This window comes from Flavihumibacter fluminis (genome assembly GCF_021491375.1).
GTDB lineage: Bacteria > Bacteroidota > Bacteroidia > Chitinophagales > Chitinophagaceae > Flavihumibacter > Flavihumibacter fluminis.
This window is the reverse complement of record NZ_JAKEVY010000005.1, coordinates 111,622-134,400: the sequence shown is the minus strand read 5'-3', so window position 1 is coordinate 134,400 and position 22,779 is coordinate 111,622. Positions and strand designations below refer to the sequence as shown.

Below are 22,779 nucleotides of genomic sequence, written 5' to 3'. Positions count from 1 at the left end.
CCGGCCCGAAAACTGCCCGGTTAACTAACACCTAGTAGTAAAAATTTTTTAAATTACAAATCCTAACTGACCAAAACACAGCAGATGGCACTTAAAATCATTGACCACGGAACTCCGGAATACCAGCAGATGATCAAGTTGCGGGATGATATCCTGCGCAAGCCATTGGGACTGAGTTTTAGCCAGGAGGAATTGCAGCAGGAAAAGGACCAGATCCTCATCGGGGCTTTTGACGATGACAAAATGCTGGGCTGCTGTATGCTGGTTAATGAAGGGGATGGCGTGGTTCGCCTGCGCCAGATGGCGGTTAACAACAATCTCCAGGGAAAGGGAATCGGCCGGGCACTGATGAATTTTGCCGAGAACATCGCGCGCGACCAGGGCTTCAAACGCCTCACCATGCATGCCCGAAAAACAGCGGTCGGCTTCTACGAACACCTGGGTTACCAGATCTGCAGTGATGAATTTGAAGAAGTGACGATTGCTCACTACATCATGGAAAAGCGCTTACGGTAAGCGAAAAGCAAGTTTTCCTGAATCCTTATTGCCTTCCAGTCGCAGGTGTTGCTCCTCTACCTGCAATTCGGTGAAATCACTGATGGTCCAGATCACGCGTTCATGATTAAAATTGCTGTTGTTCACAGCCACTACCCGCATGCCTGCATCCAAGCCGGATCGTATGCCACTGTCGGAATCTTCAAACACCAGGCAGGCATCCGGATCAATACCTAATTTGGCTGCACCTTTCAGATAAGGCTCGGGATCGGGCTTGCCTTTGGTAACATCTTCCATCGTGATGCTGTCAGTGAAATATTGAGCAAGTCCCTGCTGGCGCAGAAAATGCCATGCACGTTTATGGGGTGAACTGGTTACCAATATAAAAGGCAAACCACGGTCAGCAATACCCGAAATAAAATCCTGCACACCCGGAATCAGGGCTGGCTGCATGGTTAAATCAAAAGAAACGCCATCATCATAAATTTCCTGTTTGCGGGCATCATCTGCGTGGACGAATAGAGTATGAATCGTTTCCCAGGTAGTTCGGCCATGAATTGTTTCCTTAATGATCTGTTCATTAAAGGGGATGCCTTCCCGCTCTGCCCACTTACCCCAGAATGCTTCAATAACCGGATTGGAATCAAGGATCACTCCGTCGAGATCAAATAAAATGGCCGATATCATATGGTTGGTTCTTTTTCTTTTGTTTGGGGGATTTCCACTACCTGCTTATGCATCCGTTGCAGGAAGGTCAATATGGTTGCCATATCCTTCATGCCTTCCACTACCAGCAGGAAATTCTTTCCGCTCTGTTTCAGGCGTGCATTGTTGGTATAGGTTTGAAGATACGCAAGGATACTATGAAACAGTTCTGATTCAAAATAAGGTGAATCGTGTTTGTTGACGAAGAAACATTTCAGTACCTGGTCGCGCAACAGTAGTTTCTCAAATCCAAGTTCCACACTGAGTTTGCGAATCCGTACGGTATCAAAGAGATCTTCCACCTGCGGAGGAACCGGACCAAAACGATCGCCCATTTCCTGGTGGAAATCCTGCAATTCTGCTTCTGTTTCACAGTTGTCGAGGCGTTGGTACAAAGACAAACGTTCACCAATACTTTCCACATATTCATCCGGGATCAGTATTTCCAGATCGGTATCAATGGTACAATCCTGCACATAATCTTCCTGCCGTGCAATTTCTTCTTTGAACAGTTCGCGGAAAGAAGTGCGTTTCAGTTCTCTGATCGCTTCATCCAGAATCTTCTGGTACATTTCAAATCCGATCTCTGCCATGAATCCACTCTGCTCGCCACCAAGCAGGTTACCGGCTCCGCGGATATCGAGGTCGCGCATGGCAATCTGGAATCCACTGCCCAGTTCACTGTGCTGCTCCAGTGTCTGCAATCGTTTTTTTGAATCCGATGGAAGGGTACTCAACGGAGGTGCCAATAAATAACAGAATGCTTTTTTATTGCTTCTGCCCACGCGCCCTCTCAACTGATGCAGATCACTTAATCCAAACTGATGCGCATTGTTGATGATGATGGTATTCACATTGGGAATATCAACTCCACTCTCCACGATATTGGTACAAACCAGTACATCGTATTTCTTGTCGATGAAATCCAGAATGCGTTCTTCCAGTTCATGCCCCTCCATTTGTCCGTGTGCGTATCCAATGCTTAAATCCGGACAATGACTCTGAATGATGGCCGCCATTTCTGCCAGGCCTTTTACCCGGTTGTGAATGAAGAATACCTGTCCGCCTCTTTCTGTTTCAAAATAGATTGCATCCCGGATAAAGTCTTCATTGTAGACCTGCACTTCTGTTTGAATGGGTTGCCGGTTGGGTGGCGGTGTATTCATGATGCTCAGATCCCGCGCACCCATCAGACTGAACTGCAGGGTTCTTGGGATAGGGGTAGCTGTTAGGGTAAGGCAATCCACATTGGTACGAAGGGTTTTGATCTTCTCTTTGTGTGCCACACCGAATTTTTGTTCTTCATCAATGATGAGAATGCCCAGGTCTTTGAACTTTACATCTTTGGCCAGGATGGCATGCGTACCAACAAGTATATCAATCTTGCCTTCTTCAACTCGTTTGAGCGTTTCCTTTTTCTCCTTCGCAGATTTGAACCGGTTGATATAATCCACGGTCACCGGAAAATCGCGCAGGCGATCTGAGAAGGTTTTATAATGCTGAAAAGCAAGAATCGTAGTAGGTACCAAAACAGCAGCTTGTTTACCATCCACCACTGATTTGAAAGCTGCCCGAATGGCTACTTCTGTTTTACCAAAACCAACATCTCCACAAACCAGGCGATCCATAGGTGAAGGTGATTCCATATCCTTTTTCACATCCGCGGTAGCCTTACTCTGATCCGGCGTGTCTTCATAGATGAAGGAAGCTTCCAGCTCTGTTTGCAGATAGGTATCCGGTGTGTGCTGGAATCCGGTTTGAGCTTTACGCTGCGCATATAACTGGATCAGATCGAAAGCGATTTCCTTAACGCGGGTTTTGGTTTTTTCTTTCAGTTTGGCCCAGGCATCACTACCCAGTTTGTTTACTTTGGGAACCGTGCCTTCCTTACCTGTGTATTTAGAAATCTTATGCAGGGAGTTGATATTCACATAGAGGATATCACTGTCCTTATAAATGATGCGAACGGCTTCCTGCAATTTGCCATTCACTTCCAGTTTCTGCAAGCCACTGTATACTCCTACCCCATGGTCAATATGTGATACGAAATCACCGGGTTGTAATTCGCGCAGGGTGCGGATGGTCAGCGCCTTGTTTTTATTATAGGCCTGTTTAACCTTGTACTTGTGATAACGCTGAAAGATTTGGTGATCGGTGTAACAAACCAGTTTCAATCCCTCATCAATAAAACCACCATGTATGGCGGCAGGAATAGGAGTGAAATTAATTTCAGCTTTGAGGTCGGCAAAAATGCTGTGCAATCGCTCCAGCTGTTTTGGATTTTCCGCGAAGAGATACAACTGAAACTTCTTCTTCTCCCATTGTTGCAGATCCTTGATCAATAATTCAAACTGGCGATTGAAAGCAGGCTGCGGACGTGTTTGAAAATCCACTTCATAAGACACTCGGCCCTGCCAACTGGCATGGCCTTCGAGTTCCACAATATGATGATGCTGCAGAATAGAAGCGATCTCTTCGGCTGTCAGAAACTCATCCTTTTTAATAATGGTACGAATGAGTTTATCTTCTTCCTCTTCTTCGCGGGGAACATGCGATTCATTCCTGGCAAGAAACAGGTCCAGTTCTTCTTCCTGCAGTTCGAGGCGTTCTTTCACAAAGGTCCAGTCGTTCATCCAAACCACCGTATTCTCGGGGAAATAATCAAACAGGGAGATGGTAGCTTCATCCGGCATTTCTGCCTGCACATTTGGAATGATATTAACCTGCAATAATTTTCGTTCGCTGAGTTGGGACTCAGGATCAAAGAGGCGGATACTATCAACCTCATTGCCGAAAAGTTCTACGCGATAGGGTTTTTCATTACCAAAGGAATAGATATCGAGGATGCCACCGCGAACAGCAAATTGTCCGGGTTCGTATACAAAATCAGTACGCGTGAAACCTGCATCGGTCAACTGTTCATAGAGTTTAACCGTATCCAGCGTATCATTCACTTTAATGCGAATGATATTACCACTGAGGGTTTCAGGGCGCACCAGTTTCTCGAAGAGTGCTTCGGGATAGGTGATCACCATCTTTTTATTGCCCCCTGCACTGAGTCGGGTCAGGGCTTCCGTTCGAAGCATAACGTGACTGCTATTCAGCAATCGGTAATTCTTTTTGATACGGAAGGAAGAAGGGAAATAAAAAAGATCGAGCGCTTTGGACAAACTTTCCAGGGTATTGTGGAAGTACGCTGCTTCTTCGGCATCGTTAAGTACAACAACATGATTGAGTTGTTCTGAAACCGAATGTTTGAAAAGCGCTGTCAGAAGGAATTCCGGGGAGCTGCCGGTCAGGTTTTTCAGCACGAGGTGCTGAGGTACGGACATAGTGAGCCTGTCCGCCAATTGAAAGAGGCGGGGGTCTTTAGCGTACTGCTCCAGTAAATGTTCCAAATTCATTACACAAATACCCCCGGTTAAGGGGGTGAAGGGTGCAAAGGTAATACGAATAGTTTTTTATAACTTGTGTCAACCACTAAGCTTATAAAAACGTTTTGATAAAAAAACGTAGGCTTTAACTACTCCGTATGAACAAAGTCATAACTGCTGCCTCACTTACCACAGTAACTGTGATCCTTGCCGGCATCCTCTTATTTTCTACTGATACCCAGGAAAACGGTTCCATTTACAGGGGAAATAAACCCAGGAAAAAGAAAACACAGGCCGAGCGGGCCTTTTTTAGTCAACAGCGCGTACAATATGAGTACGATATGCTGAAGGATGGAGGAACCGGCATATTTCCTATTGGTGTGATGGACAGGGAGTTGGCGATGGCAAGAAGAATTCCGGTACGGGAGCAGGAGCAGGCAGGATGGCTATCGCCCTTTGCGGATAATACTTACCAGGCAGCGGGACCAGCCAATTTCGGAGGTCGTACCCGGGCTGTAGCATTTGATGTTCGGTTTGGAACAGCCGGCAATAATGTAATTATAGCCGGTGCGGTAAGTGGAGGTTTGTTTCGGTCTACCGATGGAGGAAGCAGCTGGACCAAAGTGACTCCGGACAATGAAATTCACAACGTAACTGCGATTGCACAGGATCCAAGAACCGGCAAGCAGAATATCTGGTATGCAGGTGGCGGTGAGCCTTTGGGCAACTCAGCTTCCCCCTCTGCAGGAGGCGCATTTTACCTGGGCAATGGCTTGTTCAAATCAACGGATAACGGTGCCACCTGGCAGCGGGTAACCAGCACGTTCCAGGGAAGCCTGGAGGTATTTGATGCTGCCTTTGACATTGTACACAAAATAGTAGTGAACCCGGTAAACGGGCATGTATATGTAGCCGGTCACAGAAGATTATTGAGAAGCACGGATGAAGGAGTGAGCTTCCAGGAAGTATTCGTAGGGTCACAGCCTGCGGCAGCAGACAATGGACAAATGGATGTTGCGGTAACGAGTACCGGAAGAGTGTACCTGGCAGTAAATGGAGGATTTGCTGATCAGGATCTACGTGGGTTATGGGTGAGTGCAACCGGGAATGCCAATTCCTGGACAAGATTCGCGGGTGGCCAGACAGTAAACCAGGATTCCATCCAGGGTTGGAGAGCGAACTCCTATAATAGTTCAGGAGCGCCAACCACAGCAGCGAAAAGAATAATCATCGCGCTGGCGCCATCCAATAATAATATATTGTACGCCATGTATGAAAATGGCCTGTCGCAGGAAGGAACAAATGGATCACCGGAAGCAGATCTTTTCAAGTTTGATTTCAGCAATTCAACCTTCACCAATTTGAGTTCAAATATGCCCAACTTCCCGGGACAGCGGGATGGCATTGATCCACTTGCCTTACAGGGAGGTTACAATATGTTGCTGACGGTGAAACCAGACAACCCCAATGTGGTATTTGTAGGAGGAACCAACCTGTATCGCTCTACGAATGGATTTTCGAATACCACTTCCACCAGCTGGATTGGTGGTTATAAATACTGGGGAGCATCTGCCACCACTTTCCCGGTAGCCAATTACGATAACAACCACCCCGATATACACAACCTGGTATTTGACCCTACCAATCCGAACCGTGCGCTGTGTGCAACAGATGGAGGCCTTCATATTACAGACAATATTATGGGTACCGATTCTGAAACCCTTCCGGTAGACTGGACAATGATCACTGGTTATCAGACAACACAATATTATCATGTGAACCTGGAGCACCGTGCAACCGGCAACCAGGTGAATAATTTCATTGGAGGCATGCAGGACAACGGGGCTTATTTCAGGAATGGAAATGTGAATGATCATGTCCAGGCCGGATCAGGTGATGGCGGTGCTGCTGCCATCGGAAAATTCATCAACTTCAGTGATTATACCTTATTTGTAACGAGTCAGCTGGGAACGCTGGTTCGGCTCACCCCCAATGCGGCAAATGCGATTGAGCCTTCCAGTGGGTTAACTGCCAATCCGGGTGGAGGTGAAGGAGAATTCGTAACTTATTTTAGCCTGGACAATGACAATCCGGAGAACTTGTATTACGCCAATTTCAACCGCATCTTCAGAACTACCAATGCCACAACTGTAACAGCAGGCAGTGGCTGGACAGAATTAACTGGCGTAGCAGCAAAAACCAATGCCAATAATCCATCGGGTAATGATATCGGAATCCGGGCTATCAAACTAAGTCATGGGCCTTATACCCCATCGAGTACAATGTATATTGGAACTACGGAGGGAAGGATATTCCGGTTGAATGATCCACGAAATGCAGCACCTGCAACCCAGCCGGTAGAAATTACGCCGCCGGCAATTAATACCATTTTGAATTCAGCCCGGGTTTGTGTAGGAGGAATTGCCATCAATCCGAATGATGACAACGAAATTATGGTAGTGTATACCAATTACCAGGTAACTGTTGGAGGAAATACCAGACGCGATTTCAATATCTGGATAACCAACAATGCAAAATCCGGGAATCCAACCTGGACAATGGTAGAGGGCAATCTAACACTGCCGTCTATTCGCAGTTGTGCTATTGTTGCGCGTAAGGATGCAACCGGTAATGAGTTTACGGAATATTATGTAGGGACTTCAGTAGGCTTGTACAGTTCGATCAGTATTCGTGATTCTTTGGCCGCCAATAAATCCATCGTATGGAAACGGGAAGGTGGAAGAACCCTGAATTATGCAGTAGTAACCTCACTGGCCTATCGTCCGCAGGACAATGTGTTATTGGTAGGAACACATGGCAACGGGATGTATTTCACCACGATTCCTCAACCGAATTATAAACCGAATGTTGGAACCGGCGTGAATGATCCGGTGCGCAATGATAAAAACTTCATCCGCTTCTCTTATCCAACCATTACCAGCAACAACCTGGAGTACCGGGTCGGAAACATGTTTGAGGTGAAAGAACTGGTGATCCAGGTATATAACCTGAATGGACAGTTGCTGCTGAAAAGAACAGGCGGATATCAGAATGGAAGTATTGATGTCAGCAGGCTCTCACGCGGAACCTATATCCTGACTATAACCAGCAATGATTACAAGCAGCAGTTTGTGAAGAAATTTTTGAAAAACTAATATGGAAGAGGAGACAAAGGAGGAGGGAGAATGGAGGAAGGAGGAAAGGAAGATTAAACTTCAATAACTCGGGAGTCCCTTCGGGCAAAAAACCAATTCAATAATAGCGAGAGCAGCAATATAAGGAGGCCACCAAATTCACGGGATTGTTCAATCCAGGGTTTGGTGGCTTTCATGGATTGAACCAGGCTTTCGGCATGATGTTCGTTGGCCCAGCTGATAACTCCATCCGGAGCAATAAAAAGCCAGGCAGCATAGCCGATGTAAAACAGGGCTGATAAGAGATATAGTACCGGCGGAAATTTTTGTTTGAGTGCCAGCCAGCAAAGCCAGGCACCCCAACAATAAATCGGAATCCAGAGATAAGGATCCGGATCATTGTATTGCAGCGCTGCACTCAGCAGGAAGAGCACAATAAAAATATAGTTTACCCATTTCATACTTGGAAGATCGGAAAAATCCCTCTTCCCTTCCTCCTTCTTCCATTCCCCCCTTTTTCTTAACTTACTACAAATTGCTGCCTATGCTCCCCCCCTGGCAAACCGGAAAGGTCATCCGCATAGAAAATGAAACCTCCAGTACCAAACGTTTCTGGATCCAGGTACAGGAGCTGGAGCGGTTTGATTTCAAGCCCGGACAGTTTGTAACCCTGGATTTACCTATACATGAGCAGAAGAATAAAAGGTGGCGCAGTTATTCCATCGCCTCCTGGCCGGATGGTACTAATGTATTTGAGCTGGTGATCGTGTTACTGGAAGGTGGATTGGGAACAGAATACCTGTTCAACAGAGTGGAAGTAGGGTCAGAATTAACCTTTCGCGGACCGGCAGGCGTATTTGTATTGCCTGAATCAATTGAGCGGGATTTGTTTTTCGTTTGTACGGGAACGGGAGTAGCGCCTTTTCGGTCCATGACTCATTTTATCCTGGAAAACAATGTACCGCATCAGCATATCTACCTGATATTTGGTTGCCGAAAATTTGGGGATTGCCTGTATGGTCCTGAATTAAAGCAATTGGAAGCAGCAGTTCCCTCCTTTCATTACATACCAACCTTCTCAAGGGAAGAGGCAGAGGGTCATTTGGTGAGGACCGGTTATGTACACCAGGTGTACGAGGAGATTTGCAAGGAAAAAAAGCTGGAAAAACCGGAAGGTAATTATCCGGCCCATTTTTATCTCTGTGGCTGGAAGAATATGATAGATGAAGCCAAGCAGCGCATTCTCGCGTTGGGATTTGAGAAAAAAGATATTCACCAGGAATTATACGGATAAGCTCAGGAATGCTTTCTTACGATGGCATTTTTGGCTTTGTGCAGGCTGATCACAGGAACTTTTTCGAGCTCCGGATCTTCCTGTTCTGCGGTCAGTTTGTGTAAACGCAGAATTTCTGCATGGTTGTTCACCATTTCCGTTTCCAGTTCCAGGATTCTTCTTTGGGATTTTTGCAGTTGTCTGTTCCGACACACAAAACCAAGCAAAGCACCGAGTGCGAATACCGCAATAGTGCCCAACAGGACAGCCATATTGATACTTGATGGCATCATAGATATTGGTTTGAATCTATAACGCCCCCTCTTTCTGCCTTATTGCCTGCCTATTGTGAAGCCCGCTTGTTTTTCGATAAATCGCCTGCTCCCAGATCTTTCTCTATTAAGGGGACTACGGGCGTAGGGGTTTGTTGACTGGATCTTGAGTGCTGTAAATCAGCGAGTTGTTTCTGAAGCTGAAGGATTTCTGCATGATCCTGCATCTTTTCCCGCTCCAGTTCCATGATTTGTTTCCGCAGGGATCCTACCTGGCCCATTCTGAAAAACAGGCCAACGCATACGGCAGCTCCTAATCCAAGAGCAATCACTCCAAAGTGTACAGTAATTTGCATCATAGTGTAAGTCAATAAAATTGTTACGACGCGATGGCTTTTTCAACCATCCCTTTTACGGCACTCATAGGTATTCTTTCCTGCGTCATACTGTCCCGATACCGAACGGTCACTGTGCCATCTTCCTTGGTCTGGTGGTCGATGGTAACACAAAATGGTGTACCGATGGCGTCCTGCCGGCGATAACGTTTACCAATGGTATCCTTCTCCTCGTAGAAACACCGGAAGGAACCCTTGCAATCATCCATCAGCTGGCGGGCGATCTCAGGCAGGCCATCTTTCTTAACTAAAGGCAGAATGGCCAATTTTATTGGACTTAATTTGGGAGGGAACTTTAATACGACCCGGCTATCCTGTTTATCGGGTGTGCTAAGATCCTGTTCTTCATAGGCTTCGCTGAGAACCATCATCACCGTGCGGTCGAGCCCGATGGAGGTTTCAATTACATACGGAATATAGTTTCCATATGGTTTTCCATTCGCGTCTAAATCATTGTCAAAATACTGCATTTTTTTCTTACTGTACTCCTGATGATTACGAAGATCAAAATCAGTCCGACTATGAATACCCTCTACCTCTTTAAAACCAATGGGGAAATTGTACTCGATATCACAGGCCGCATCTGCGTAGTGGGCCAGTTTAACATGGTCGTGGAACCGGTAGCGGTCGGCCGGGATACCCAGGCCCAGGTGCCATTTCATGCGTTCCGCTTTCCAGTATTCGTACCATTCTTTTTGTGTGCCAGGGCGGATGAAAAACTGCATTTCCATTTGCTCAAACTCCCGCATCCGGAAGATGAACTGCCGGGCAACAATTTCATTTCTAAAGGCTTTACCGACCTGGGCAATCCCAAAGGGGATTTTCATCCGGCCGGTTTTCTGCACATTCAGGAAGTTTACAAAGATACCCTGGGCAGTTTCGGGCCGCAGGTATACCATATTATCATCATTTTCACCACTTACCGCACCAAATTCAGTAGCAAACATCAGGTTGAACTGGCGCACGTCGGTCCAGTTGCAGGTACCGCTGATGCTGCATTTAATCTTATTTTCTTCGATGAGGGATTTGAGTCCGGTGAAATCTTCTTTTGCCAGGAGCTGGTCCATCTGTGCTAACAGGGCATTTCCAGCTTCTTCAGACAGGGTTTCAACGTGGGCTTCAATAAGATGGTCAACCCGGTAGCGTTTCTTGCTGTCCTTGTTATCAATCATCGGGTCACTGAAATTGTCCACGTGACCACTGGCTTTCCAGGTGGTGGGATGCATAAAAATGGCTGCATCGATCCCAACAATATTTTCATGCAACTGGGTCATCCATTTCCACCAGTCGTCGCGGATATTCTTCTTCAGCTCACTGCCATACTGGCCATAATCGTATACGGCACTCAATCCATCATAGATCTCACTGGAGGGAAAAATGAACCCGTATTCCTTGCAATGGGAAATAATCGCCTGAAACTTATTGTTATCACTTGCCATAAGTGCGCAAATATAGTAAAATACCGTACTCCGCCGAGGCAGAGTCAGGGCTATAGTTTTTCATTAGAGCGATGGCGTTCCTGATCGCGGAGGGTTTTCTTAGCCATATTTTTTTCGAAGGCTGAGCTCAGGTCTACGCCGGTTTGGTTGGCCAGGCAGATCAGCACCCAGAGCACATCTGCCATTTCATCCCCGAGTTCCCGGCCCTTGTCAGATTCCTTGAAAGATTGCTCTCCGTATTGCCGAACCATAAGCCGGCTCAATTCCCCCACTTCCTCCATCAAAATACCCAGATTCGTGAGTTCATTGAAGTACCTGACACCTATAGTGCGGATCCATTCGTCCACCTGCTGCTGCGCCTGTTTGATGGTAATGTCTTGCATATTTTCATTGTTTACCCTTGTCGGACTGGGGCGGGTTTCACACCATCGCGGCGAATGGCATCTGCCCCAGCCGGCCAGAGTGGTTATTCTTTTTGTTTGGTATCCATAAGGATAGTAACAGGGCCGTCGTTGACCAGGGAGACTTTCATATCGGCGCCGAAAACCCCGGTACCAATAGGTTTGTCCAGCTCAGCCTCCAGCCGCGCGATCAGTTTTTCATAGAGAGGAACCGCCACAGGAGGCTTGCTGGCCCGGATATAAGAGGGCCGATTCCCCTTCTTAGTGCTGGCATGCAGGGTGAACTGGCTAACCAGCAGCAGCTCACCTCCCACCTCTTTAAGAGAACAGTTCATCACTCCCTCTGCGTCATTAAAAATCCGCAGCTGAACAATCTTGGCGCTTAGCCAGGCAATATCTTCCTCGGTATCTGCATCTTCAATGCCTACCAGCACCAATAACCCCGGACCAATTGCCGATACCTGATGCTGGTCAATTTCGACTGAAGCAGATTGAACCCTTTGTATAACTACTCGCATTTATTTGTACCTTTCCTATGTGAGGATCGAAAATAGATATTCTGCGCTTACCCTGCTCTGTTGGATCCTGTGGATTTTACCTTCCTGCCAGAAAGCCGGGGAGGATGAACTCCCAGATCAGGCCAACCTGGAATTTCGTTTTCACCCCCTGATGCAGGGAACCCCGCTTAGCTTTAGCAAAACCTACACACTTCCAAACGGAGAAAGATTCGAACCCAGGGTTTTTAAGTTTTACAGTGGCCAGATAACCGGCCAAAGAACTGGTGGAGGAACTATCAACAGCAGTGGTGATCCTTATTACCTGGCGGATGCAGCACAACCAGCAAGCCTGACAATAAAAACCAGTATTCCCGCAGGCAGTTATCAATCCTTTCAATTTTTATTGGGAGTAGACAGCGCCCGCAATGTAAGTGGCGTTCAAAGTGGTGCACTGGATCCCCTCAAAGGCATGTTCTGGACCTGGAACAGCGGTTATATATTCGCCAAGCTGGAAGGCCGGAGCCCGGATGCTACTACCCCAAATAACCTGGTTGAATATCATATCGGTGGTTTTCGCGTCCCGTATAATGCCGCGCAAACAATCAGTTTGCCGGTTTCAGGGACTGCCCAATTAAAGGCGGGACAAACACTGGTAGTTGACATTGATGTGGAGCTGGAAAAATGGTTCACGGGTCCTTATCCGCTAAGCATTGCCAGCAATGCCGTATCCATGACACCCGGGGAACTTGCCTGGAATATCTCCCGTAATTTCAGTGGGTTGTTTACCGTTACCCAAAGCAGTGTGGAAGAATGAAATCGATTTATTACAGCACCCTGATCCTGTTACTATTTGCTCTGATGCAATGGGGCATCAGCTGTACTAAAAACGATGCGGGCGGCAACCTGCAATCCATCGAATTTCCAAAACCGGCAGGATGGCCCGATCCTGTATATGATTTCAGTTCCAACCCGCTTACGAAAGAAGGAGTAGCACTTGGCAGAAAATTATTCTTTGACGGAAGACTCTCTAAAGATGGGAACTTCCCCTGCGTTAGCTGTCACCAGCCCTTTGCAGCATTTGCCACATTTGAGCACGATCTGAGTCATGGTTTCAATGATCAGTTTACTACGCGCAATGCACCCGGACTCTTCAACCTTGCCTGGCATAGTAATTTTCATCATGATGGAGGGATCACGCACCTGGATCTTCAGCCACTTGCGCCGATAACTGCACCCAATGAAATGGCTGAGACGATCGAAAATGTGTTGAATAAACTGAATGCGGATGCGGATTATCAGAAAGAATTTGCAAAAGTGTTTGGGAGTCCGGAGATCACCACGGCAAATATGACCAAAGCTTTATCGCAGTACATGCTGATATTGGTATCGGCTAATTCCAAATACGACCAGGTAAAACGCGGACAGGCGCAATTTGATGTAAACCAGGAAGCGGGTTACAAAATCTTCCTGGAGAAAAAATGCAATAGCTGTCATGTGGAACCTCTGTTCACCAACCTGGAATTCATGAGCAACGGACTACCACTGAATCCTGCTTTTAATGATGTTGGTCGCATGCGCATCACCGGTAGTAAGGCCGATTCCCTCAAATTCAAAGTACCGAGCCTGCGTAATGTAGCACTCACTTTCCCCTATATGCACGATGGTCGCTTCTGGAACCTGGAAGATGTATACCAGCATTACAATCAGACGATACCTCTTAGCTCGGTGGAACGTTCGTTGCTGACAGAGTTTTTGAAGACATTGACGGATGAGCGTTTGGGTGGGATGTAGTATGGAAGAGGAGACAAGGGAGACAAAGGAGACAGGAGACGAAGGAGGCGGCATGGACCAGGAAACAAAGGAGACAAGAAACAAAAAACCCACGAATAAATTCACGGGTCTTAATTAAATATAGATAGGCGAGGCGTCGCCTTTACTCTCTTGCTCAAAAAGTATTTCTTGAAGCCGCACTCGAAGCGGTGTTGGATAAGAAAGCAATCAAATTAAAGGTGAGGCAATTTTGCTGATTTATGAGCCAATTAAGGGTGTTTGTGAGCCAATTATGGGTAGTTGTGAGCCAATCAGGGCAGTTTTTGGGGCAATTTCGGAGCATTATGAGCCAATCTGGAGTTTTCATGAGCCAATTATTTATGGCTCCCCAATCGGAAACCAGCAGCCCTCAATTGCTGTAGCAGCGGGAGTTTCAGGGCAACACAAGGTCCAGGTCAGCCTTCTCTTCAGATCAAATTTTTTTTGTTCATCCAATGTAATCCTACGCAATCCTACGTGATCCTACGTCTTTCATTTGACCCACCATTAACCCAACATCGTCCCAGAACCGCTATTCAGATACCCCCCCTCTCCTTTCCTCCTTCGTCCTTTCTTCCTTTCCTCCATCTTCCATGCTTCCCGTCTCCTGTTCCCTTTGTCTCCTTTGTCTCCCTTCTCCTTCGTCTCCTCTTCCATACTACTTCTCCCCCTTCTTCCTCTGCCTTATCGCCTCCAGTGCCTGGCGCTCCTTTTCCAATTCGGCCTGCTGGCTTTGAAGGGATTGACTGTTCTCGGTAATCTTTTCTTCCAGTTGCAGTTTTTTCTTGGAAAGATCAGTTGAGTCATTCAGTAAGGAATTGTATTTCTTTTCCACCTTACGGATTACTTCTTCCTGTGCAGCGATATCCAGCTTCAATTGGTATTCCTCCACATCGGGTACCAACTTATCCAGAAAGTCGCGCGCTTCGCTTACTCCCGCCTGATCAGAACCCGCCTTGGCAGTTATCAGTTCATTCGGTTTGGTAACCACCATATAAACCACAGCAGCTTCTTTTTCCTTGCGACTCTTGCGCTCCACTTTGAGATACGCATCGTAACGATCGGAACCGCCCAAATGAACATTCCTGAACACTTTATAATCTTTTGCATTGGCCGGCTTATGTCCTTTTTTACTGAAATGCTCATCTACTGCCGCCTCAATTGTAGATGGCGAATATGGCAATTCAATAACTGCAGCAGGCAGTTTTGATTTCTGATACTCGGCAATTCCCTGAACGGATTTTGCCTGTGCCATTGCAATTGTTGAGAGTAAAATAAATCCTGCAAAGAAGCTGATCTGTTTCATAAACCCTGTTTTTCGTTGATCAAATGTACAAAATGCCGGCAGCCTGTTGAATTCCGACTATTTTTGTCCAAACAACCAGCAAGATTTGAGCGGAATAAAAAAGTTAGCCGGACAAACACTTTGGTATGGCGTACCCACCATCGTAGCCCGTTTCATGGGCTACCTGATGAATATGGCCCTGCCCTTTCTTTTCGCACAACCGGCAGTAACCGCTGATATCACCCAGGTATATGCGATGATTCCATTTCTGAATATTTTATTCACGTATGGAATGGAAACTGCCTATTTCAAATTCAGCCAGGACAAGGATAAACATCAATTGTTTAACACGATATCCATCGCGCTGTTCACCACCAGCCTGGTTTTTGTAGCACTTCTTTATTTTAATAAGGAAAGCATAGCGAGATGGGCTAACCTGGAGGCACACCCGGAGTACATTCTGTACATGATCGGGATCCTGCTCTTTGATACCCTCTCCACGCTGCCCTTTGCCAAGCTAAGACAGGAAAACCGTCCCCGCAGATATGCTTTTGTACGGTTGATCGGTATTCTCCTGAATGTTTCAATTGTATTCCTTTTTCTGGGATTTTTACCCGGCTATGTAAGCAATCACCCAGAGAGTCCCCTCCGCCTGATCCAACAACTGGATATAGGAATCGGCTGGTATTTAATAGGTAATCTGTTAGGCAGTATACTAACCTTCCTCCTGCTAGTGAAAGAACTGCGCGGATTTGAATGGAACTTCGATAAGGACTTGTTTAAAGAAGTAATGCAGTACAGCTATCCGCTGATCATTGTTGGCCTGGGTGGCATGGTGAATGATGTACTGAGCCGCCTGATCTATCAGCATGTGGTGGATCTGCCTGAGGCGGAGGCCAAACATGAACTGGGCATATTTGCCAACGTGTACCGGTTGGCAGTGCTCATCACGATTTTCATACAGGCATTCCGGATGGCAGCGGAGCCTTATTTTTTCAACCAATCGAAGGAAGAAGGCGCTCAGAAAGGTTATGCCCGTGTGATGAAATTCTTTGTGCTGGCCTGCTGTTTTATGTTTCTGCTTATCGGCCTCAACCTCGATTTCCTGAAATGGATCATTACCTTGAAGTCGGCCGCCTGGGGTGAAGGCATTTATATTGTACCGCTGCTGGCGATGGGTAATATCTTCCTGGGTATTTATTATAACCTCAGTATCTGGTACAAACTAACCGGGAAAAATCTCTATGGGGCATATATCACACTGATCGGTGCAGTCATCACGATTCTGCTGAATATCCTGCTGATACCGGTATTACATTACCTGGGTGCCGCCATCGCCACGTTTGCCTGTTACCTGGTGATGATGATCCTCAGCTATTACTGGGGCCAAAAATATTACCCTGTCCCCTATGCGAAAAAGAAACTCATTTCCTACCTGGTACTGGTAAGCCTGATCGTAGGCCTTCACCGCCTGATTCTAATGGCTTATTCCCCACTCTGGTTCAGCCTGCTCACCGGCCTGCTGCTGCTGGCAGGCTTTGTTTATTTTGTGAGTAAGGTGGAGGAGAAAGAATGGAAGAAAGTGAGACGTCAGACGTGAGACGTGAAAAGGGGAGACAACGGGGACAGGAGACAAAGGACACTCCTGCTTCCATGCGTCTCACATCTCACGTCTCACGTTTCACTTTCCTACTGCAAAAACGGATTACTCCTCTTCTCAAACCCAATCGTAGTGCTTTCGCCGTGGCCGGGGTAAACCCGGACTTCATCGGGCAGGACGAACAATTTTTGCCTGATGCTGTTGAGCAATTGCTGGTGGTTTCCGCCGGGAAGGTCAGTTCTCCCGATGCTTCTGCGAAACAGCACATCCCCTCCAATCAGGAAGGCCTGCTTTTCACAATAGAAGCAAACATGTCCGGGTGAATGACCAGGCGCTTCAATAACCTGCAGTTCATCTTCACCCAGGCGGATGATATCACCCCCCTTAAAGTAGTGAAGAGGACCTTCATACGACTTGAAAGGCAGGTTCCAGCGCCGACCGGCTTCAGGAGCATAATCCAGCACAATTTTTTCCGCCAGGTGCAGGTAAAGGGGAAGTCCCCAGGTCTCATGCACAAAGCGGTTGCCAAAAACATGGTCGAGATGACAATGCGTATTAAGCAACTGTTTGGGAGTAAGTTTCGTAGTTGTAATGAAGGATTTCAGCTGCTGCTCCTCCGCCTGGTGGTAACAACCCGGGTCGATTATCAGGCAATCACCCGATTCATTATATAACACATAGGTATTTTCCGCAATGGGACTGAATTCAAAAAAATGGATTGTTAACATAGCTCTATTATTTAGTCGGGATTTCCGGGTTACCCCTGAAAACCATAATTTTAGACCACAATCACTGGGTATGCAATTTCCGAAGAATCATTTGTATTTGCGCGTTAGTACCAGGCTGGCCCTCTTAATCCTTCTCCTATGGAACGGTATCAGTCCCCTGAGCGCACAGGTTAACACGGTCGAATTTGGTAAAAACCGGGTGCAATACAAAAAGTTCAAATGGCAATATTATCAGACAGAAAATTTCAATACCTATTATAGTCAGCAGGGGGAACCCATCGCTAAAATAGTAGCACAACTGGCCGAAAAAGAGTTGTCAGAAGTTGAAACCTTCATGGAATATGGCTTGCAGCGCCGCGCGAATATCGTGATGTACAACAGTTACAACGATATGCAGCAAACCAATATCGGGCTCTCTACAGACATCCAGATAAATGGGGGAAATACCAAGCTGGTAAACAATAAAGTCATCGTTTATTACACCAGTGATCATAACAATCTGCGCATCCAGGTTAGACAGGGAATTGCAAAAATTCTGCTGGATAATATTCTTTTTGGTGATGACCTGGGTGAGTTTGCAGCCAACCAGGCATTACTCGATTTACCCAAATGGATGACGGATGGTTTTGTGGCCTATGCTGCAGAGAACTGGAGCACGCAGCTGGATGATCAATTGAAATCAGCCATGCTCTCCGGAAGATACCGGAATTTCTACCAGTTTGCTTTTGAACAACCAGACCTGGCGGGACATGCATTCTGGCGTTATATCGAAGAGATTTACAAAAAAGACAATACCAAGTATTTCCTCTACCTGGCAAGATTGTACCGTAACCTGAATGGTGCTTCCAACCGCATCGCGAAGAAGAAATTCAAAGAGGTACTGTCTGATTTCATGAGCTATAACGAGGATAAATATTACAAGGATATCCGCGGAAGAAGAAACAATCCGAAAGGAACCATGTCGGTAGTGGAAGAGGTGAACAAAAACCTCGACTACTATAATTTCACTCCGAATCCGGTTGCCAGAAGCCAGGCCTATGCAGTGGTGGAATTCAAAAAAGGATTGCAGTGCGTACTCTTCTATGAAGATTATGTAACGAAAAAAGTACTGCTAAAAAACGGGGTTCGTAATATCGAAGCAAAACAGGACCCGCATTATCCTTTATTAGCCTGGAATGGCAAAGGGAATAAACTCCTGGTAGTGTACAGTACGGAAGGCAAGATCCGCATGTTCACCTATGATATATTCAGCAGGATTAAACGCGACAAACTGGTACTGGATCAGTTTGAACAGATACAGGATATCAAGTTCATGAACGATGACAACACGCTCCTGCTGAGTGCTGTGAAAAACGGCCAGTCTGATATCTTCACGTTTAAGATCGACAGGGAACGAGTAGAGCAGGTCACCAATGATGTGTACGATGATCTGGATCCAAGTTTTGTGAGCTTCCCCAATAAAATGGGAATTCTCTATGCTTCCAACAGGCCATCCGCGAATGCGCCATCAGCTGATACCGTGCTTCCTTCCAATTATCGCTACAATATTTTCCTGGTTGATAATTTCAACAAAAGCGAGTTCAAGCAGATCTCTCAGCTGAGTAACCTGAAATATGGAAATGCGCGGTATCCAACACAATACAATACCAATCACTTCACTTTTGCAGCAGATGAAAACGGTATAAACAACCGGTATGCCGGCTTCTTCTCCACTACAAGAGCCGGAGTAGATACCATTTACCAGGTGGGTGATGATATCCTTCGAAATCCGGATTACAGGGATCTGGATTCACTGCTGAAGTTCTATGACAAAACAGAGCCTGATACCATTTATACCTTCTCGATTACCAACGATTCTGCATATGTATTTCCGATAACCAACTACCAGAGTGGATTGAAGGAAACCAAGTCAGCCGGAGACAATGATATAGTAAGTGAAGTGCGCCAGGAAGGAGAGTTAAAATTCCTGTACAAACTGAAAGTGGATGAGAATACCCTGCGCAAGAGAAATATCAATCCAAGGCCAACAGATTTCCGGAAACGGACAGTAGACCAATTGAGACTGGCAAGAGGAATACCTGCACAAATTCGTCCGACTGCGCCGGTTGATACTGCCAGAAAAGTACCCACCATCGAATTTGAATCTGAATTTGATGATGAGCCGGTAGATTCTGCTGCCATCGCCCGAAACAGGCAAAAAAGACTGGAAGAAGAGGCTCCAACAGTATTGAAAAAAGCCGGACGATTTGATTATACCTGGAAATTCTCAGTAGACCAGGTAACAGGTTCATTGTTTAACAACGATGTATTGGTAACGCGCTATGAACCCTTCACCGGATCATTACCAGTAACGAACAGTGCCAATAATGGATTCAATGGTATGTTCAAAGTGACTGTGTATGATATGATGGAAGATCTGCGGTTTACAGGTATGTTCAGATCACCCCTTATAAATACAGCCGGACAAGGATTTCCTATCAATGTAGGACAACCGAATATATTCATACCCGGGTCTCAGTCGCTCTTTAATTCAGGTTCTGAATACCTGGCAAGAGTGGATTACCTGAAACACCGGTTTGATTATAGTGCATTGTATTATCGTCGTACGGATGTGGGTTCAGCCAACCTGGGTGGAGGCATATTTGGTCCGGCCAAGTTATTCACCAACCTCTACCAGCTAGGAATACGTTATCCCTTTGATAAGATCCGGAGTTTGCGTATCAATGCAGGCGTTCGTTCCGACAAAGTGGTAATCAAAGCCATCTCTGATCCTCCGCAGACCCTGACCATTGATGATTCCAAACAGACCTATGGTTTGTTGCGCCTCGAATATGTACATGACAATACAGTTCAGAAAACCCTGAACATATTAAACGGACTTCGCTACAAAGCCTATATTGATTATAATACACAACTGGCGAATACCAATAAAACCATTGCCGGCAGAAATACCTTCAACCTGGGTTGGGATGCGCGTTATTATTATCCCATCTTCCAGAATTTTATCTGGGCAGGACGTGTTGCGGCAGACTTCTCCTGGGGTGATAAAAAAATCGTGTACTACCTGGGCGGCCAGGATGGGTGGTTATTCCCCAAGGCTAACAATGAAGTACAACCGCAGGATCCAGACTATGCCTTCCAGGCATTGGCTGTGAACATGAGAGGTCACCGCCAGAATATCACCAACGGAAACAATGCTGTGGTAATAAACAGTGAATTCCGGTTCCCTGTATTTACTACCCTGCTGAAGCGCCCGATCAACAATGCGTTTTTACGAAATTTCCAGTTGGTACAGTTTGTAGATCTTGGAACTGCCTGGAATGGCAGCTACAATGGCATTCAGCGCCCGTCGAGAGTTTACCAGGAAGGAAATGTGCTGGTTAAGATCAAAGCGGGTGGTGTTGGTCCCTTTGTTGGCGGATATGGATTTGGTGCAAGATCAACGCTGCTGGGTTATTTCCTGAGACTGGATACCGGTTGGGAGATGAATGGTGTATTCAAAGGAAAACCGATCTGGCATTTTGCAATGGGCATCGATTTCTAAACAAACAGTAAGGTATAAACGAAGAGGCTGCATCAGTAATTGATGCAGCCTCTTTTTTTTTGTGGGTTCAGGATACCGGCACAGCAGGATACCAGTTGATTTTCCGGGTACCATACATAACCAATGCGAGAATCAGGAAGAGTCCGATGCTTCCAACCAGGAGGGCTGTATCTTCCAGGCGAACCAGTATGAAGGCAAAGAGATAAAGACAACTAAGAACCAGTGCAAACAGGGATGCCGTTTTCCAGCTTTTAAAATGAGCATTCGCATAAAGAGTAATCAGCAGAATGGTAGCAATTGCTGCAATTCCATAGGCCGAATCAAAAGGCAGGAACTCCGAAACCGATAACAAGAGTGTATAAAAAACAGAAAGCGCAATACCAATCAGTACATACTGAACCGGGTGTACCGGCTTCTTCTGCATCAGTTCGATTACGAAAAAGAGAGAGAACGTAAGACCAATAAAGAGGATGGCATACTTCACACTGCGTTCTGTTTTAGCATAGTGATCTGCAGGCTGGATCATGGATACACCAAAAGAAAAATCAGTTTCGTTTAGATCAACTTCGCGTAATATGGTGCCGAAGGGCAGATTGGCTTTGCTAAACGACCAGCTGGCAGAAAATCCGCTGTCCTGAACGAGATGTTTGGCAGGCAGACTGGTACCATCAAAAGAAGGACTGGGCCAGGTTGATTTTACTTCGTAGGTACTGTTACCTGCAAGGGGAACAAAATGTAATTGTTCACTGCCGCGAAGTTTCAGTTGTGTTGAAAAGGAAAGTTTGGCAGGATCCAGACCGGTTAAATCAACCAGTGCGGACAAACCAGTTTTAACCAATTCCTTATTAGGTAAACCCGGGGATAATTCCAGTTCCTGTGTACCCAGTTTAACTACCACTTTTTCTTCAATACCCTTGATATCAGATAAACCCATGTTGATGCTGGCATCTTTCCAGATAACCTGTTCCGGCAGGATTTCTTTTGGTAACTGAATGGCAAAATGACCTGAGAATTTGGTATCGGTGCGGTACAGCAGCACTTTGTAAATACTGCGGGTACGTACTACCGGTTCCATAGTACTTCCAACAGTAAGATCCTCCGGCAATACCACAAGCTCCTTGCGGATCATCGTTTCTTTACCCTTTTCATCTTTGAAAGGCTGCTCATAGGGTAATACCAGGAAGATGCCGGATAATTCCTGCGCACCGGCCCATCGTTTGCTGTCTTCCTCCACGATTTCGCGCTGGCGGGCTTTACGTTCCTGCACCAGGCTGGAAATAAACAGGGTGGGAATCATCATAAGCAGGATCAGAACCCCGGTTATGATTCCTTTAAATAAAATCGGAGAGTTGGTTTGTTGTTCCATAATTGATTGGTATGATTGATTTAGTATAAGCACATGGTAAATCCGTTTCCGTGTCAGGTAACTACCAAGTATAACCGAAAGCAGCAGCGCGGCGGTAAGTGCCATCCACAATTGCCATTCCTCTGGTCTGCCTCCCAGGAAGAGAATGAGCAGGGCCATTCCTGCGGAATGCACGAGCACGATTCCTGCCAGCAGCAGCAGGAAAGATTTCAGGCGTCGGAGATATTGATCCAAGGTACGGGTGATGATAACAGTTCCGACAAACACTACTACCAGTGAAGGAATACTGGCAACTAAAGAGCCTGGAACCAACGCCAGCAGCCAGCTCATATCATCTTCCGGCAGGAGCAATAAAAAACCCACCATCAACAGGAGCGCAAAAATCAGGGCAGTCCGGATCCATATATAGATCGCCATCTGTGCGAGGGCAGATAACTTATTATTCAAAGCGCTTTGCATTTC

Annotated in this window: 18 protein-coding genes; 7 read left to right on the top strand and 11 right to left on the bottom strand. The window is 46.3% G+C overall.

Going from position 1 to position 22,779, the window contains the following annotated elements; all coding sequences use genetic code 11:
- The first annotated feature begins 84 nt into the window (after nt 1-84).
- Nucleotides 85-516, top strand: a complete 432-nt coding sequence (locus L0U88_RS18205) for a GNAT family N-acetyltransferase (RefSeq protein ID WP_234867875.1) — start codon at nt 85-87, stop codon at nt 514-516.
- On the opposite strand, the gene L0U88_RS18200 is transcribed toward L0U88_RS18205, so the two are convergent.
- A complete protein-coding gene (locus L0U88_RS18200; RefSeq protein WP_234867873.1) occupies nt 508-1,182 on the bottom strand; it encodes an HAD family hydrolase in 675 nt (224 codons plus the stop codon). The genes L0U88_RS18205 and L0U88_RS18200 overlap by 9 nt on opposite strands.
- Nucleotides 1,179-4,604, bottom strand: coding sequence for a transcription-repair coupling factor (mfd, locus tag L0U88_RS18195; RefSeq protein WP_234867871.1), 3,426 nt, complete (start codon nt 4,602-4,604; stop codon nt 1,179-1,181). The genes L0U88_RS18200 and mfd overlap by 4 nt, the downstream gene beginning before the upstream one ends.
- A gap of 128 nt (nt 4,605-4,732) precedes the next feature.
- On the opposite strand from mfd, the gene L0U88_RS18190 reads away from it, so the two are divergent.
- Nucleotides 4,733-7,729 carry a T9SS type A sorting domain-containing protein gene (locus L0U88_RS18190; RefSeq protein ID WP_234867869.1) on the top strand — a complete coding sequence of 999 codons (2,997 nt, stop codon included), beginning with the start codon at nt 4,733-4,735 and terminating at the stop codon, nt 7,727-7,729.
- A 53-nt stretch (nt 7,730-7,782) separates the two neighbouring features.
- Here the strand turns inward: L0U88_RS18190 and L0U88_RS18185 are convergent, their stop codons facing one another.
- On the bottom strand, nt 7,783-8,169 hold the full coding sequence (locus tag L0U88_RS18185) for a transmembrane 220 family protein (RefSeq protein WP_234867867.1): 387 nt from the start codon (nt 8,167-8,169) through the stop codon (nt 7,783-7,785).
- Nucleotides 8,170-8,252: 83 nt separating this feature from the next.
- On the opposite strand from L0U88_RS18185, the gene L0U88_RS18180 reads away from it, so the two are divergent.
- A complete protein-coding gene (locus L0U88_RS18180) occupies nt 8,253-9,002 on the top strand; it encodes a ferredoxin--NADP reductase (protein ID WP_234867865.1) in 750 nt (249 codons plus the stop codon).
- Between the two features lie 2 nt (nt 9,003-9,004).
- On the opposite strand, the gene L0U88_RS18175 is transcribed toward L0U88_RS18180, so the two are convergent.
- The 5 genes from L0U88_RS18175 to dtd form a co-directional block, all read right to left on the bottom strand.
- Complete coding sequence (locus tag L0U88_RS18175; protein ID WP_234867864.1) at nt 9,005-9,274, bottom strand: hypothetical protein; 270 nt, start codon at nt 9,272-9,274, stop codon at nt 9,005-9,007.
- Nucleotides 9,275-9,324: 50 nt separating this feature from the next.
- Nucleotides 9,325-9,612, bottom strand: a complete 288-nt coding sequence (locus L0U88_RS18170; protein ID WP_234867862.1) for a hypothetical protein — start codon at nt 9,610-9,612, stop codon at nt 9,325-9,327.
- A 20-nt stretch (nt 9,613-9,632) separates the two neighbouring features.
- A complete protein-coding gene (locus L0U88_RS18165; RefSeq protein WP_234867860.1) occupies nt 9,633-11,087 on the bottom strand; it encodes a glycine--tRNA ligase in 1,455 nt (484 codons plus the stop codon).
- Nucleotides 11,088-11,137: 50 nt separating this feature from the next.
- Entirely contained in the window at nt 11,138-11,470 is a 333-nt protein-coding gene (locus L0U88_RS18160) for a nucleotide pyrophosphohydrolase (RefSeq protein ID WP_234867858.1), read from the bottom strand.
- An 83-nt stretch (nt 11,471-11,553) separates the two neighbouring features.
- Nucleotides 11,554-12,006, bottom strand: coding sequence for a D-aminoacyl-tRNA deacylase (gene dtd, locus L0U88_RS18155; RefSeq protein WP_234867856.1), 453 nt, complete (start codon nt 12,004-12,006; stop codon nt 11,554-11,556).
- 19 nt (nt 12,007-12,025) lie between these two features.
- Here dtd and L0U88_RS18150 point away from each other — a divergent pair, with 19 nt between their 5' ends.
- Nucleotides 12,026-12,799: an MbnP family protein gene (locus L0U88_RS18150; protein ID WP_234867854.1), complete on the top strand. Its 774-nt coding sequence runs from the start codon at nt 12,026-12,028 to the stop codon at nt 12,797-12,799.
- Nucleotides 12,796-13,776: a cytochrome-c peroxidase gene (locus tag L0U88_RS18145; RefSeq protein ID WP_234867852.1), complete on the top strand. Its 981-nt coding sequence runs from the start codon at nt 12,796-12,798 to the stop codon at nt 13,774-13,776. Before L0U88_RS18150 ends, L0U88_RS18145 begins: the two co-directional genes overlap by 4 nt.
- A 676-nt stretch (nt 13,777-14,452) precedes the next feature.
- On the opposite strand, the gene L0U88_RS18140 is transcribed toward L0U88_RS18145, so the two are convergent.
- Complete coding sequence (locus tag L0U88_RS18140; protein ID WP_234867851.1) at nt 14,453-15,100, bottom strand: hypothetical protein; 648 nt, start codon at nt 15,098-15,100, stop codon at nt 14,453-14,455.
- Nucleotides 15,101-15,185: 85 nt separating this feature from the next.
- On the opposite strand from L0U88_RS18140, the gene L0U88_RS18135 reads away from it, so the two are divergent.
- Nucleotides 15,186-16,679, top strand: coding sequence for a lipopolysaccharide biosynthesis protein (locus L0U88_RS18135; RefSeq protein ID WP_234867850.1), 1,494 nt, complete (start codon nt 15,186-15,188; stop codon nt 16,677-16,679).
- Nucleotides 16,680-16,768: 89 nt separating this feature from the next.
- On the opposite strand, the gene L0U88_RS18130 is transcribed toward L0U88_RS18135, so the two are convergent.
- Complete coding sequence (locus tag L0U88_RS18130; RefSeq protein ID WP_234867849.1) at nt 16,769-17,407, bottom strand: MBL fold metallo-hydrolase; 639 nt, start codon at nt 17,405-17,407, stop codon at nt 16,769-16,771.
- Nucleotides 17,408-17,477: 70 nt separating this feature from the next.
- Here L0U88_RS18130 and L0U88_RS18125 point away from each other — a divergent pair, with 70 nt between their 5' ends.
- Nucleotides 17,478-20,951, top strand: coding sequence for an outer membrane protein assembly factor (locus tag L0U88_RS18125; protein ID WP_234867848.1), 3,474 nt, complete (start codon nt 17,478-17,480; stop codon nt 20,949-20,951).
- A gap of 67 nt (nt 20,952-21,018) precedes the next feature.
- Here L0U88_RS18125 and creD read toward each other — a convergent pair whose 3' ends face one another.
- A complete protein-coding gene (creD, locus tag L0U88_RS18120; RefSeq protein ID WP_234867847.1) occupies nt 21,019-22,776 on the bottom strand; it encodes a cell envelope integrity protein CreD in 1,758 nt (585 codons plus the stop codon).
- Nucleotides 22,777-22,779: the final 3 nt, after the last annotated feature.